General features: G+C 49.4%; 14 protein-coding genes and 1 pseudogene. 4 read left to right on the forward strand and 11 right to left on the reverse strand.

Going from position 1 to position 14,691, the window contains the following annotated elements; translation table 11 throughout:
* Positions 1–255: 255 nt before the first annotated feature.
* A complete protein-coding gene (locus ACTJJI_RS20890) occupies positions 256–2,640 on the forward strand; it encodes a glucose/quinate/shikimate family membrane-bound PQQ-dependent dehydrogenase (RefSeq protein WP_118282648.1) in 2,385 nt (794 codons plus the stop codon).
* Between the two features lie 49 nt (positions 2,641–2,689).
* On the opposite strand, the gene ACTJJI_RS20895 is transcribed toward ACTJJI_RS20890, so the two are convergent.
* The 6 genes and pseudogenes from ACTJJI_RS20895 to ACTJJI_RS20920 all read right to left on the reverse strand — a co-directional run bounded on the left by ACTJJI_RS20895 (position 2,690) and on the right by ACTJJI_RS20920 (position 9,031).
* Positions 2,690–4,384 (reverse strand): methyl-accepting chemotaxis protein, encoded by a 1,695-nt coding sequence (locus ACTJJI_RS20895; protein WP_014831858.1) that lies wholly within the window; start codon positions 4,382–4,384, stop codon positions 2,690–2,692.
* 160 nt (positions 4,385–4,544) lie between these two features.
* On the reverse strand, positions 4,545–5,663 hold the full coding sequence (locus ACTJJI_RS20900; protein WP_014831857.1) for an S-(hydroxymethyl)glutathione dehydrogenase/class III alcohol dehydrogenase: 1,119 nt from the start codon (positions 5,661–5,663) through the stop codon (positions 4,545–4,547).
* Positions 5,664–5,694: 31 nt separating this feature from the next.
* Positions 5,695–5,970 carry a metal/formaldehyde-sensitive transcriptional repressor gene (locus ACTJJI_RS20905; protein ID WP_013096678.1) on the reverse strand — a complete coding sequence of 92 codons (276 nt, stop codon included), beginning with the start codon at positions 5,968–5,970 and terminating at the stop codon, positions 5,695–5,697.
* Between the two features lie 476 nt (positions 5,971–6,446).
* Positions 6,447–7,585 (reverse strand): annotated as a pseudogene (locus tag ACTJJI_RS20910) (IS3 family transposase).
* A 128-nt stretch (positions 7,586–7,713) separates the two neighbouring features.
* Entirely contained in the window at positions 7,714–8,379 is a 666-nt protein-coding gene (locus ACTJJI_RS20915; RefSeq protein WP_083021879.1) for a hypothetical protein, read from the reverse strand.
* A gap of 106 nt (positions 8,380–8,485) precedes the next feature.
* Entirely contained in the window at positions 8,486–9,031 is a 546-nt protein-coding gene (locus ACTJJI_RS20920) for a hypothetical protein (RefSeq protein WP_333086623.1), read from the reverse strand.
* A 257-nt stretch (positions 9,032–9,288) separates the two neighbouring features.
* Between ACTJJI_RS20920 and ACTJJI_RS20925 the strand changes: the two genes are divergently transcribed.
* Positions 9,289–10,224 carry a DUF2971 domain-containing protein gene (locus ACTJJI_RS20925; RefSeq protein WP_440655480.1) on the forward strand — a complete coding sequence of 312 codons (936 nt, stop codon included), beginning with the start codon at positions 9,289–9,291 and terminating at the stop codon, positions 10,222–10,224.
* A gap of 79 nt (positions 10,225–10,303) precedes the next feature.
* Here the strand turns inward: ACTJJI_RS20925 and ACTJJI_RS20930 are convergent, their stop codons facing one another.
* Both ACTJJI_RS20930 and ACTJJI_RS20935 read right to left on the reverse strand, forming a co-directional pair.
* Positions 10,304–10,672, reverse strand: coding sequence for an ATP-binding protein (locus ACTJJI_RS20930; RefSeq protein ID WP_440655481.1), 369 nt, complete (start codon positions 10,670–10,672; stop codon positions 10,304–10,306).
* Between the two features lie 405 nt (positions 10,673–11,077).
* Positions 11,078–11,539, reverse strand: a complete 462-nt coding sequence (locus ACTJJI_RS20935; RefSeq protein ID WP_440655482.1) for a hypothetical protein — start codon at positions 11,537–11,539, stop codon at positions 11,078–11,080.
* Positions 11,540–11,654: 115 nt separating this feature from the next.
* Here ACTJJI_RS20935 and ACTJJI_RS20940 point away from each other — a divergent pair, with 115 nt between their 5' ends.
* Positions 11,655–11,966 (forward strand): DUF1493 family protein, encoded by a 312-nt coding sequence (locus tag ACTJJI_RS20940; RefSeq protein WP_083022031.1) that lies wholly within the window; start codon positions 11,655–11,657, stop codon positions 11,964–11,966.
* Positions 11,967–12,045: 79 nt separating this feature from the next.
* Here the strand turns inward: ACTJJI_RS20940 and ACTJJI_RS20945 are convergent, their stop codons facing one another.
* The gene (locus ACTJJI_RS20945; protein ID WP_416173924.1) at positions 12,046–12,171 is read right to left on the reverse strand and encodes a tail fiber assembly protein; all 126 of its coding nucleotides are present in this window, start codon (positions 12,169–12,171) and stop codon (positions 12,046–12,048) included.
* A 525-nt stretch (positions 12,172–12,696) separates the two neighbouring features.
* Here ACTJJI_RS20945 and iraM point away from each other — a divergent pair.
* Positions 12,697–13,065, forward strand: coding sequence for an anti-adapter protein IraM (iraM, locus tag ACTJJI_RS20950; protein WP_014831849.1), 369 nt, complete (start codon positions 12,697–12,699; stop codon positions 13,063–13,065).
* A gap of 245 nt (positions 13,066–13,310) precedes the next feature.
* Here the strand turns inward: iraM and ACTJJI_RS20955 are convergent, their stop codons facing one another.
* Positions 13,311–13,598 (reverse strand): DUF6966 domain-containing protein, encoded by a 288-nt coding sequence (locus ACTJJI_RS20955; RefSeq protein WP_440655483.1) that lies wholly within the window; start codon positions 13,596–13,598, stop codon positions 13,311–13,313.
* Positions 13,595–14,659 carry a hypothetical protein gene (locus ACTJJI_RS20960; protein WP_440655484.1) on the reverse strand — a complete coding sequence of 355 codons (1,065 nt, stop codon included), beginning with the start codon at positions 14,657–14,659 and terminating at the stop codon, positions 13,595–13,597. The genes ACTJJI_RS20955 and ACTJJI_RS20960 overlap by 4 nt, the downstream gene beginning before the upstream one ends.
* Between the last annotated feature and the right edge of the window lie 32 nt (positions 14,660–14,691).

Raw genomic sequence — 14,691 nt, forward strand, 5'->3', positions numbered from 1 at the left:
TGCCCTAACCCTCTCCCCCCCGGGGCGAGGGTCATTCCTGCGTTCTAATCAATTAATGCGAAATCATTCATTAACAATTGCGTAAAACAATTTAACAGTTCTATCATAGCGGCGAATTCACCAAATGGTTCGTAAATCATTTGTTTGACCCGAATTCAATCGTATTAATCATTATCCCCGCTGCATTTATTACCCACCTGGTACACATTCGGCACACCGTTGTGCCGTGCAGCGGGGGATCTAAAGGAGATAGAGATGGCATTTGGCAACGCGCCACGTGGGATACCCCGTATCCTGCAGTGGCTCCTTGCCGGACTGATGGCGATTATCGGTCTGGCCGTTGGCGGGTTGGGTTTTAAACTCGTCACCGTAGGCGGAAGTGGATACTTCCTGATCATGGGCGTGGTGATGGTGATTGCCGCGATCCTGATTTTCATCAACCGCAGCAGCGGGATCGTGCTATATGGCATCGCGTTTGTCGCGTCGCTATTCTGGGCGGTAAGCGATGCCGGCTGGGATTTCTGGCCGCTCTTCTCACGCCTCTTTACCTTTGCGGTTCTGGCGTTCCTGTGTGCCCTCGTCTGGCCGTACCTGCGTGCGGCAAACGGTGAGACGCCGGTGAAAAAAGGCCCTGCCTTTGGCGTGGCGGCGCTGCTCGCCGTGGCAATGCTGGTTAGCCTCGGCTGGATGTTCAAACCTCAAACCCTGGTGGCAGCGAATGAGCCGGTGCCGGTGAAACCGGTCGCGGCTGGGGAACAGCAGAAGAACTGGGAACACTGGGGTAACACCACTCACGGGGATCGTTTTGCGGCCCTTGACCAGATTAACAAGCAGAACGTCAACGAGCTGAAAGTCGCCTGGGTTGCCCATACCGGGGATATCCCGCAGAGCAACGGCTCCGGTGCGGAAGACCAGAACACGCCGCTGCAGATCGGTGACACGCTCTACGTCTGTACGCCATACAGTAAAGTGCTGGCGCTCGACGTGGACTCCGGTAAAGAGAAATGGCGTTATGACGCCAAAGCCACGGCCCCGAACTGGCAGCGCTGCCGCGGTCTGGGGTATTTTGACGATCATGCAAACGTGACAACGTCACAGGCAAATACACAGCCTTCCGCCTGCCCGCGTCGTCTGTTCCTGCCCACCACCGATGCGCGCCTGATTGCCATTAATGCGGATAACGGTAAAGCCTGCGAGGACTTTGGTGACAAAGGCACCGTGGATCTGAGCGTGGGCATGGGTGAAATCAAACCGGGCTACTATCAGCAAACCTCTACGCCGCTGGTGGCAGGAAATGTGGTGGTGGTCGGCGGACGCGTGGCGGATAACTACTCCACCGGTGAACCGCCGGGCGTGGTGCGCGCCTATGACGTTCATACCGGTAAACTGGCCTGGGCGTGGGATCCGGGTAATCCGAACCTGACTGGCCTGCCGCCGGAAGGCCAGACCTACACGCGCGGTACGCCGAACGTCTGGTCTGCGATGTCGTATGACGCAAAACTCAACCTGATCTATCTGCCAACCGGTAACGCCACGCCAGATTTCTGGGCCGGGGAACGTACCGCGCTGGATGATAAATACAGCTCTTCCATCGTGGCCGTTGACGCCACCACCGGCCAGGTCCGCTGGCATTTCCAGACCACCCACCACGATCTGTGGGATTTCGATCTGCCTTCTCAACCGCTGCTGTACGATCTGCCAGACGGTAAAGGCGGAACCACGCCGGTACTGGTGCAGACCAGTAAACAGGGCATGATCTTTATGCTCAACCGCGAAACCGGCAAACCGGTGGCGAAAGTAGAAGAACGCCCGGTCCCGGTGGGTAACGTGCAGGGCGAACGCTACTCCCCGACGCAGCCGTATTCCGTTGGGATGCCGATGATTGGCAACCAGACCCTGACCGAATCCGACATGTGGGGCGCGACGCCTGTCGACCTGCTGCTGTGCCGCATTCAGTTTAAAGAGATGCGCCATCAGGGGGTCTTTACCCCGCCGGGTCTCGATCGTTCCCTGCAGTTCCCTGGCTCACTGGGCGGGATGAACTGGGGCAGCGTCTCGGTCGATCCGAACAACGGCCTGATGTTCGTCAACGATATGCGTCTGGGTCTGGCCAACTACATGGTACCGCGCGCCAGCGTGGCGAAAGACGCCAGCGGGATTGAGATGGGTATTGTGCCTATGGACGGCACGCCGTTCGGCGCCATGCGCGAGCGTTTCCTGTCACCGCTGGGTATTCCGTGCCAGAAACCGCCGTTTGGCACGATGTCCGCGGTTGACCTGAAATCCGGCAAGCTGGTGTGGCAGGTTCCGGTGGGCACCGTGGAAGATACCGGCCCGCTGGGCATCCGCATGCATATGCCGATCCCGATCGGGATGCCGACCCTTGGCGCGTCACTCTCCACCCAGTCTGGCCTGCTGTTCTTTGCCGGTACTCAGGATTTCTACCTGCGCGCGTTCGATACCGCCACCGGAAAAGAGATCTGGAAAGACCGTCTGCCGGTCGGCAGCCAGTCCGGGCCAATGACCTACGTTTCACCGAAAACCGGTAAACAGTACATCGTCATTAACGCTGGCGGCGCCCGCCAGTCACCGGATCGCGGTGATTACGTTATCGCGTATGCGTTACCCGATAAAAAGTAAGCGATGAAAAAAGGGACCGAAAGGTCCCTTTTATATGCCCGGTGGCGACTCAGAACGTCTCCCAGTTATCCCCGTTATTCACAACCGCCGGACGTAGTGCAGCAGGTTTAACTGCCGCAGAGCTCTGCGGTTCAGTACGCCCCTGAGTCTTGCCGCTCAGGCGAAATGCGCCCACCGCCTCGGTCAGACGTGCACCCTGTTCTTCCAGCGACGCCGCCGCGGCGGAAGCCTCTTCCACCAGCGAGGCGTTCTGCTGGGTTACTTTATCCATCTCAGAAATCGCCTGGCTCACCTGTACAATGCCGCGGCTCTGTTCATCAGACGCGGCGGCGATCTCCAGCATAATGTCCGTCACGCGTTTAACCGCTTCGACGATTTCATTCATGGTGTTACCAGCAGCAACAACTTCACCCGAGCCCTGGTCAATCAGCGAAACGGATTCGTTGATGAGACTTTCGATCTCTTTGGCGGCATTCGCACTGCGACTTGCCAGAGTACGCACTTCGCTTGCCACCACGGCAAACCCGCGCCCTTGCTCACCCGCACGCGCCGCTTCTACCGCCGCGTTGAGCGCCAGAATATTGGTCTGGAAGGCGATACTGTTAATCACGGCGGTAATTTCGGAAATCTTCTTCGAACTGGTGGAGATATTGCCCATGGTTTTCACCACCCCGGAGACCATCTGGCCACCCCGGCTGGCTTTACCGGAAGCGTCTTCTGCCAGCTTGCTGGCATGGTGCGCGTTATCGGCGTTCTGTTTCACGGTTGCGGTGAGCTGCTCCATGCTGGCCGCCGTCTGCTCAATGGCCGCGGCCTGCTGCTCGGTACGGGAAGAGAGATCGGTGTTGCCTGCGGAGATTTCGCTGGTGCCACGATAGATCTCTTCCGCCCCCTGACGCACGGTACCGACGGTATTCTCCAGCGAGTGCTGCATGGTTTGCAGGTCGCGCGTCAGGCGGCCAATTTCGCTGCGTCCGGCCACATCGTCCGGCATGGTCAGGTCGCCTTTGGCGATATTTTCAATGCGTTTCGCGGCGCGCTGCAGCGGGGTGATCACCGTGCGACGCAGCACGACAAAGGTCATGGCCGTCAGCACCAGCGCCAGGGCAAACGCGCCCACCATAAACATCAGGCCCAGCTGTGTGCGGCTGTGTGCCTTAACCGTCAGGGCGTTCGCGCGCTCGGTGCGGATCTTTATCGCCTTCAGCAGCACGGCGTTGTAGGCGTCATCCAGCGGGCGGGCGCTTTCGTTTTCATGGTTAATGATGGCTTCAAACATGCCATTTTTAGCAAACTTAAGCATCGGCTGCAGGCCTGCGATATAGGCGTCATAGCGTGTTTTCAGATCGGCATCCAGCGCTTCATCCTCAGGCGTACGAACCGGGCGATTGATGTAGGCGTTAAACCCTTCCTGAGACTGCTTGATCCGTTTTTCCGCCTCAGCGATGTTTTGCTTCATTGCATCCATTTCCGCGATACGGCTCGCCGCCCCGGCGTGGATCATATTGATACGCGCGGTGCGCAAATGATTAGAGCTGTTTGATAGCCCCATACGCACCTGAATTTCAGACGTGACATCCTGCTGATCGGTGTCGGCCTGTAAAAGGAAATAACCCGCCAGACCTGCGCTCAAGGCAAATAGCAGAATAATGCCACCGAGAATGGAGGAAAACAGCGGAACCAGCCTGATGTGATGCAAGAAGCCCAGCTTGCGCTGCGCTGGCATCGAAGTAGTGTTGTCCATGACCGTCGACTCTCTTGTAGGTAAGATGCGTAAAAACACGCCTGTTAGATAGTCATCGGCACGGCTGAGATTTAGATTACGGCTAAAAACGCCGCACTGGTCACACTTTAGAGAAGATTATTAAAGAAACGCCAGCGGCGAAAAACCGCTGGCAGAAGAGTTACTTGTCGCCGAAATGAATGACGGTACGGATGGATTTACCTTCGTGCATGAGATCGAACGCGTCGTTGATCTGCTCCAGCGGTAAACGGTGGGTAATGAACGGATCGAGCTGGATTTTCCCGGCCATCGCATCTTCCACCATACCCGGCAGCTGCGTGCGCCCTTTCACGCCGCCGAACGCTGAGCCACGCCATACGCGCCCGGTTACCAGCTGGAACGGACGGGTTTTGATCTCCTGACCCGCACCGGCCACGCCGATGATGATGCTCTCGCCCCAGCCTTTGTGGCAGCATTCAAGCGCGGAACGCATCACGTTCACGTTGCCGATACATTCGAAGCTGAAGTCCACGCCACCGTCAGTCATCTCAACAATGACCTCCTGAATCGGTTTTTCGTGATCTTTCGGGTTCACGAAATCCGTCGCACCCATTTCACCCGCCAGTTTGAATTTTTCCGGGTTGGTATCCACCGCAATGATGCGACCGGCCTTCGCCTGAACTGCACCCTGAATCACCGCCAGACCAATCCCGCCAAGACCGAACACCGCCACGGTGTCGCCCTCTTTCACTTTCGCCGTGTTGTGTACCGCGCCAATCCCGGTGGTGACGCCGCAGCCCAGCAGACAGACCTTATCCAGCGGCGCCTGCGGGTTCACCTTCGCCAGTGAGATCTCCGCGCAAACGGTGTATTCACTGAAGGTGCTGGTGCCCATGTAGTGGTAAACCGGCTCGCCGTTATAGGAGAAACGGGTGGTACCGTCCGGCATCAGGCCCTTGCCCTGAGTGGCGCGAACCGCCTGGCAGAGGTTGGTCTTACCGGATTTACAGAACTTACACTCGCCGCATTCTGCAGTGTACAGCGGGATCACGTGGTCGCCCGGCTTCAGGCTGGTCACGCCTTCGCCGACTTCCACCACCACACCGCCCCCTTCATGGCCGAGCACCGCCGGGAAAACGCCTTCCGGATCGTCACCCGACAGCGTAAAGGCATCGGTATGGCATACGCCAGTGTGGGTAATTTTGATCAGCACTTCGCCCTTCTTCGGCGGTGCAACGTCGATTTCAACGATTTTGAGCGGCTGGCCTGGGCCAAATGCGACGGCTGCGCGAGATTTCATAGTGTCTTCCCTTATTGTGTGGTGTGTGGGTTTATTTTAGATAAGCGCGCAGCAAATGGCCGACTTCTGCCATGCGCACGGCTCGCTGATCTGGCGTGGTTTCCCCCGTCACCAGCTCATCTTTGAGGTGAATTTCGACCATTTCGCCCATCAGGCCATTGGCAGCACCACGCACGGCGGCAATTTGCTGCAGGATAGCCAGACAGGGGTCGCCCGACTCCAGCGCGCGTTCAAGGGCATCAACCTGGCCCCGAATGCGACGAACGCGAGTGAGGATACGTTTTTTATCTTCGGGTGAGTGCGGCATACGGCCTCCTGATACTATAGGGGGGTATGGTACCTTTTTTAGCAACCTTATGTAAACATTAAGTTTTCTATGGTTATCATGCATTTACCCGACGTAGCGAAAAGACACTACCGGACATAAAGAGACATTTTACTGCCCCCCAATTGCCCCCAAACCGTATTTTGCCCCCAAATTTGCCCCCAAAAACCTGCCTCCACTCAGCCCTTCACATCACCGGACTATCGTCAAATTCCATTGTTCGCATGTCATTCACCGCGTGCAAAATAAAGCTGAAAATTCCGTCATTACCTTCTGTGTTTGGTCCTTTCGGCCGTCACCCCAGGCTTTCCAGGTGCTTATATGGGTGAGTTAAGGTGAAGGTGAAGGTGAAGGTGAAGGTGAAGGTGAAGGTGAATATTTTTCAATTAATTAAGAAGAGCTTCATTTCTTTGAATGAATCCGAAATTAAAACGGCAACCTGAATCGCCACGGATAATCTAGACACTTCCGAGCCGTTGATAATACTGGTTTTCATATTCTGTCGGTGACATCTGATTGCTCGAACCATGCCGACGCTTACTGTTATAAAACATTTCGATGTAACCAAAAATATCGCTGCGGGCTTCTTCCCGCGTTCCGTAGATCTTTTTCTTTATCCGTTCGCGTTTCAGCAACTGGAAAAAGCTTTCTGCAACCGCATTATCGTGACAGTTACCGCGACGGCTCATGCTCCCCTCCAGGCCATGTGATTTCAGGAACGACTGCCACTCATGGCTTGTGTACTGACTGCCCTGGTCCGAGTGAACCAGCACCTGTTTTTGGGGATTACGCCGCCATACAGCCATCAGCAGTGCGTTCAGGACAATGTCCTTTGTCATCCGGGATTGCATTGACCAGCCGATAATTTTGCGTGAGAACAGATCAACAACCACAGCAAGATACAGCCAGCCTTCGTGGGTCCTGATGTAGGTTATGTCCGTTACCCAACGCTTATCCGGAGCATCCGGATTGAACTGTCGCTGGAGCCTGTTGGGCGATACGATACTGGCCTCGCCTTTGCGTGCCCGCGGGCTCCGGTACCCGACCTGAGCCTTTATCCCGGCACGATTCATCAGTCGCCAGACTCTGTTCACTCCGCACTGTTGCCCGCTATCCCGCAAGTCCAGATGGATCTTGCGATAACCATAAACGCAACCGGACTCCAGCCAGAACTGTTTGATCTGTCCCGTCAGTCTCAGATCTACCTGGTGGCGCTGAGAATACGGTTAGGCGTAAAAGCCACTGGGATGAACATCCAGCACCCTGCAGAGCAGACGAACAGGCCAGCAACGGGAGTTGTCACGAATAAAGGCGTACCTCAGTCGGACAGCTTTGCGAAGTACGCCGCAGCTTTTTTTAATATGTCCCGTTCGTCAGTAACCCGCTTCAACTCCTTCTGGAGTCGGCGGATCTCGGCCTGAGCATCTGACTGTTCTTTATTAGTGGATGAGTCCGGACCGAACTTCTTTATCCAGGCGTAAAGGCTGTGGGTGGTGATATCGAGACGTGTTGCAACGCTGGAAACAGAATGACCGCGATCAATAACCTGTTTGACTGCTTCAATTTTAAACTCTTCGGGATAACGTTTACCGCTCATGGGCACCTCTCTTTAAGTCATCTTAAATGACTCCGAGGTGTCTGTTAAACCCGTGGCGATTCAGGGCATAAAAAAACCGCCATTAGGCGGTTAAACATAGGAAACTAAAATCTTAGGTCATCTACCAATCAAGAAATTGTCTCAAACTTCAACATTTCACTGTCAATAATAGCCTTTACATCAGCAGTCAATTTACGAAAGATAGGGGTTATCTCGCCATCATATTTCTGAGTGTTATAGAATTTATTTTCATTTATTATTTGCACCACTTGATCTAATGTACTGGAAACACTAGCACTTTCTTTATGTTCTGGTTTTAAAAGTAATTTTATTTTCCATGATTGAGAACACATATCTTGGAGGTGACTGGTTCTCATATCCGAAAAAAATTGTACTTTTTGCATATCAGTTTTGGCACTTGACCGCTCATGATGCACAAAATTAGATGCATTCATAACTCCTTGAAAACTAGCCAAATAATTAGAAGTAGTATCCCGCAAATCATTTACCCAATCTTTTCTATTTGCTGTGACAATTTGAGCTTTTAGCGCCGAGCTAGCAAGCTCACTTTGCTGATTTAGCTGGGCTTTTAGTGACTTAGAATTATGCCTCAGAGCTAAATACGCAACCAATGCAGGTAGCGCCCCGCCAATAAATGCGGCAATTATGGTATCTGACAGAATCGTATTGTCCGCGTTTTCAATAATTATTTTTGGAATTTTATCTAATGCCAGCTTCGCATTATAGAAAATTTCAGCACTGTTAAATGGAAAAGGTATGCCTTGCCAGCTCATAGTTCCTCCTTTGTGATGGAGGAATAATACCAGATTTACAGGGAAGCACACTACCCAACAAACCACCCCAAGTTAGTTGGACGGCGTAATGTGCTTTCCTGATGAATCACTCTATCAAGTTCCAAAGGGTGCCTTTTGTGGCACGCAAAATCGAGTAGATTAGATCTGATGCTTGGTGAAGATTACCAACCTGGTAATTAATGTTGTGATTCCACTTTGGCCCATGGAACAAATTGTTCCGGAGTCGGAAGCAGAAAAAGAGACATACCATCAATTTTTGGTCAGTCTGTGGTTCCGCTAGCTTTAGAGTCGAAGTTACTGCTGCTTGAAGCCTAGCCGAAGTTGCAGGTCTTTGCCTCCATTGTTCACAACCGCATAGCGATAAGAAATCACCTGTCACTTCATTATCTTGAAGGTAGCGATTTTGGCAATAGCTATAAACACGATCAAGGCATTCAATATCATCAAATCCATGAGCCAATAATTTATTGGCATACTCTTCAGAAAGCCCCTGCTTCCCTTCAAAGTCGCAAATCTTTGCCTCAAAAAAAGAAAACAATGTGGTAAAGCGCAGTATGGCCACATGGGTGGAGTGTTCTATATAGTTCCCACCATCAAAAAGCGCATTAAATTCAGCTTCGAATTGCTCCATGAATAACACCGATGCTTCGATAGAGAAAAACCCGCGTGTTGCGGGCTAATACAATTTTGGCAAAATATCAAAATTAGCATTAAATATGGCATAAAGTGTCGGGTTTTGCAATCCCTCCCCTAGTAGCAACGTATCCACCCTACTTTGAGCATTGCAAATGAAGTAGAATAAATACTAGGTAAAAACCTCTCGACAGAAGAAGGTAAACTATCATAATCAAAACGTTTTAATAAGCATAAAAGGGGTCACAGAAAAATATGTCTCTACCAGTCCTTTATAAATACACAAGTTTTGAAAACGGAATGAAATCCATTCAAAACCAAAAATTTAAATGGTCGTCAATAAAGAAATTCAATGATCCTTTTGAGTCAAGATTCTACACTCAAAATAATATTAACACCAAAGTAAGGCTAGCTGCACTAACAGCATCTATTAAAGGTGGATTCTACCTTCCTCCTGATGTTAAAAAATTATTCATCGAAGCGGAAAAGAAAAGCAAGCTTGAGTTTACAAAAATAACGGAGTTATCAGATAAAATAAAAAGGAAAATAAATGAGTATAATAAACTTACTCCAAGCGCTTACGATGAAATTGAAAGAATAATATGGAATGAAACAAAATCATCTTCTCTTTTAAAACAAATATATGATAAGTCAATTGATTTTTCTAACACGGCTAGAGAAATGATTGAAAGAGAGTTTGGAATATTGTGCCTTAGTAAATCATTTAACAACCCATTAATGTGGGGGCATTACGCCTCAGATCACGATGGTATAATGTTTGAGTTCGATTTCTCAAAAATACCAGAAATGTCAATGCTTTACACAAGCATAAAGAAAGTGCATTATCAGCGCGATTATCCTGAAATGTCTTTTTCAACCTTACTAGGTCTAAACAATGAACTTTTCCCAGAGCAAGGTGAAGAATTCATGAGAATTCTCTCATTCACTAAGCACGATGCATGGGAGTATGAACAAGAATACAGATCTCTAGCTAGCAACAATGCACTCGATGAAAATAATCTTTCGCGTATTCCGAAGGCGTGTTTCAAATCGATAACCATTGGTTGCTCCGCTGATAGCAGCAGTATAGAACTGATAGCAGACTTAGCAAGAAAAGAGTTACCGCTTACTAAAATTTATCATAACCAGTTAGACCCTAAAAATTATAACTTAATTAGATTAGAAATATAGTGAATACAACGATGCAATAGCTCCATTGCTATTGCATCATTTTTTATTACTCATAAAGATTATATTTAAGCCTTCACAGTCAAGTTCGCTCACTATTTCTTTTAATCGCTCCCACCCTTTGGAGTAAGTCTGATACCATGTATCCCCATGAACCGATAAAAAACCAGCAAGGACAGTACATCTGAACGCGAACTTCATCGAGAACAAGCAAATCGACGCGCAACGTTTGCTTCATCAGTTGGGCCTCTGTTTTTCCATCACTGAACCCCGCTTTGAACTCGGTCATGAGGTCAGCAACGGTAATAATCAGAACGCTTTTGTGCTGAGCCAGGAGAGCATTTCTTATCGCTGCAGCAAGATGGTTTTTACCCGTTCCAGGGCTGCCACTGAAAACGAAACAAGCGCAGCCGGATCCGAAATTGTTAAGCCAGGACTTTGCATAAGACAACGCTTTGTGCTGGCCATCATTCTCTATCGAATAATTTTTGAACGAGCAGTTTTGATAACGTTCACGAATGCCCGAACGCCCGAATGTCTTTTCTAACCTGGTACGGCTGTTCTGCTGGTTCAGCTTTTCTGAGTGCTTGCGCGCCTCTTCCTGTTACCATACCATAAGCTCCTCAGCACTGGAGAGCTTGGGATGTACTCCGGCAGGGACAATTTTCTGAAGCCGTTTTAACACGTCAGCCATATCCGTGAAGCCGTCAGGAACTGAGCTATCTGGTTTTGAAACGCTGGTAATGTCAGGTCGGCTCGTCTGAGCCATGTTGAAATTGCTTGGCGGGTATAACCCCTGATACTCCCGAGCGATGCTGTGACGAATGACCACTTCAGGCGGAATGCCCTGGCTTCGCTATCTATCCAGCTCCCTGATCGAGCCTTTAGCACCCTGAGGAGTTTTTATCGGCTTACGTAATGCCTTGCGATACTCCACCCACTCAACCCATAACGCGCAGGAGATCCAATCAGGAAGTTCAACCGCGAGAGGATCGAATTTAGTTTTCGCCAAATTCCCCTTGGGGGGATTAAGGGGGGTTTTAGGTTCTTTGACTGGATCTAATAACTGACTGATTATGGTTGAATCTTCTGCACCCTCCCCCCCTGCACCATTTGCACCAGGGGGTGCAGCTCCTTCACCCTCCCACCCTGCACCATTTTCACCATAGGGTGCAGCTCCTGCCCCCTGCTTTTGAGCCTGTTTCTGATAGGGTGCAGGATTTTCACCCTCATTGTTAAAGGTCAGGTGATAGATATTGGATCGATTAACGCCGCTTGAATCTCTTCGCTCTTCAACACTAACAAATCCATCCTTCACGAGTTGCCGGATATGTGTCTGAACTGAGCGAGAAGATAACCGCATACGATCTGGCAATGGTAACCAGAAATGTTATACACCGTTATAAACTGGTAGTTTCTACGGGAGATCAGTAATGAGCAAGGCTGATGATGTCAGAGCGCTGGTGAATAAGTATTTCTGGGTAATGCCTGACGAGGCATCTCTGAGCACTGGTAGCAAAAGTATATTACCCGAAGAGGCCAGTGACTTTCTTGAAGAGTATGCAGATCAGCTTTCGGTTGATATGAGTACTTTTGATTTCCGTCACTATTTCCCTAACGAAGGGATTCGTTTTCTTCCTAATGCAATCCTCCCAAAATACCTCAAAACCGACCACCATGATCCCGCTCCGCTCACCATTAGTATGTTGATTGCTTCTGCCGAAGCAGGACGCTGGCTGTATTAAATTCTGAAGTGACCAGTACAAAGAATCACCCCGGCACTAAACCGGGGAAAATTCGCTGGTGGTAAAACATGTACTTCTATTAATCGCGTTTGACAGGAGGGGCTGGCCATTCGATATCTGGCGCAGTTCTGACATCAACCCGACTTAATAAAACACGGTATTTCTCCCATTCAACCAGACGCGCTATTTCCTCGTCTGTCGCCATACCGTTCCAACAGCTTTCATAGGGTGATCAGGTCCTTGAAGCGCATTATCATACATAAGTAAATCTGAATAATTTCTCTTTGAAATGCTGGCCTCTACATTCGAATTCAGCCATTTTTTATGGCTAAGCCAAAAAAAAGCGTCAGTAGCACCCTTTATTCGGTGGAATAGATAAGCAGCATTGATAATAATTCAAAAAGCCTTCTAAACCTTAAACCTGATAACAGGTTGAAATGAAATGATTTCCGGCATGATTAAGTTTTCCTTAATAATAAAGGCTTCTACGGAATCGTATTTTTTGCGCTCATAACCTGTAAACGGTCAAAATCAAACCACTCCCTTACTCATTAGATAAATAATTCAAAACAATTATTGAAACCATATTTTCGCAAGCCATTGTTATATATAAATAAAAAGCAAAACAACCTAAAATAACGATCAATATCAATGAGTTACAACATTGATCGATGTCTGATCACGTGCTAAACCTAAATCCAGGTAACAATATCTTATGGAGAAGAGTATGATGTCGTGGCGAGTATTAAGTTCTGTCATTTGCCCTAACACAGGAATCGTTTATTCGCATATTGTTGGTTTGAAATTATTAAGATTAATCATATGGTACGAGAGTGACATCTATCTTTTGCCCGGAGACAGAATACATACAACGAAAAATGGAATTTTTGTAAATGGCGTGTTTAACCAAATTTCCCTTTATAACGTCTCGCCATACAATGAGAACCTGTGGTACGAAATAAAAAACAAAATGGCCTGTCCTTTCAATAAAAATCTGGATTCTGAAGACTGCTCATACGCTGAGCATTGCAATGCGCGCAAATGCCCACACGGATTTGAGACAACCCCTTTGATAATAAGCGTGCCTCGCGATAGCTAATCATTTATGAGTTAACTTTTGGATCCGCGGCCCCCTCTTACAGGGACCGCATGCTTAACATTTATTATACTGAGATACCAACTGAAACCCTATCAGTTACGGCCCCCGCGCGCCTGTCGATGACTTGCGGCAGGCGCGAGGCCATATCTCAAATAACATACGTTATTAATCATTTGGTTTGGTATTATTTATACTTTTATTCATCCTGGTGGCAGAGGTCTTCTACCACACCTTTTAACTAAACGTTAAATGTTACGCGCGGAGATCTCTGCTTTTGTTAATCTGTATAGCTCATCTTGTAACCTATTAAGCGCATTATTCTCTTCTCGCAGCATTTTGCCGTTATTTTGCAGTATTAAGTCGTTAAAAGACCCTGCCGCTGCGAAAATAGACCTGATACCTAACAAGGCCTGATCATAATCAGAGTCCAGCTGTTCGCGAAAATAGATGAGTTTCTTTGACCAAACACTTTCATTACATGAAACAAGCAACTCAATGATTTTATTGAGTAAAAGCCGAATATCCGATTTCATTTCAACCCCCCAAAATTAACTGTTTCCACGCCTGGAATTTCCCAAGGCGCAGGGATGACAACCTGCTCAGTACCCCCAGGGAAAATATCAGACTGGTAGCCTACCTCTCCGACATACACCTTCGAGCCTGCAGGAATTTTTATCTCATAAAAACTATCTATCACGGATTCAGAACCGTCTGGCCATTTTGGCAACACCGCCTTATCGACACGTGTTTGTAGTACCCCTAAAGGTCGTTCATAGCTGAAAAATCGGCCCAACTCAGTGCCGCTTTGACCCCCTCTAAAAAAAGTGGTGTCCTGGGACAATGTTATTTCCTTATAAGCTCCGCCTGAGAATGTTTCAGCAAAGCGTTCGCTCAATGGTCCTGGCTTTATCATCGAATATTCCCCCTCGACTTTTCCCAGAACATGGAGATTGCTAAGCTCACTCGCTGCCCCCAGTCTACCAAGCCCAAGACCCGCAGCAACCGAAGTCGCAGCAATAATCATCCCTTTATTGTCCATAACCTGATTGTAACCCGCTGGCGCATCGCCACCGAGCTGCTGGGCGGTCTGGTGGAATCCCTCGATGTTGCCATTATAAATCCCACCCGCGGCCAGCAACCGACCTGCAGTTTTGCTGTTGATGGTCTTTGCTGCCTGGGCATGTTGCGTCGATGCCGCCGTACGAACGTGATAACCAGGGCGTTTCAGCTGCCGAGAAATGAGGTAACTGAGCCGGGTTTGAAGGAACAAAGGCAGGTCATTGCGAAGGTCACCGGATGTTGTCAGCACGCCCGAAATGGCATGCCCGGTTACGTCTTTTCTCAGCAGAACGAGCTTTCCGGATTTGATGTCGTTAAGCGTGTCACGGTAAGCCATCCAGGGTTGCTGCCAGTGGAACGGTTGATAACGGCTGACAAACCGCGTGTAGCCCTGCGGTAAATTCCACTCCTGTATGATGCGGTTTGGCAGTGCTGTATCTGCCAGGTCTGCTGCCGCCTTGTCCGGGTGAATAATGTGAGGAATGTCCTCAAGGTAGATGTCGTCCAGTGACATGGCCTGGCTGTGATGAAGCATGGTGTCCCTGTAGCGCTGCCGTTAAGTGCCCC

Source organism: Enterobacter sp. 22466, assembly GCF_052044775.1.
Taxonomy (GTDB): domain Bacteria; phylum Pseudomonadota; class Gammaproteobacteria; order Enterobacterales; family Enterobacteriaceae; genus Enterobacter; species Enterobacter dissolvens.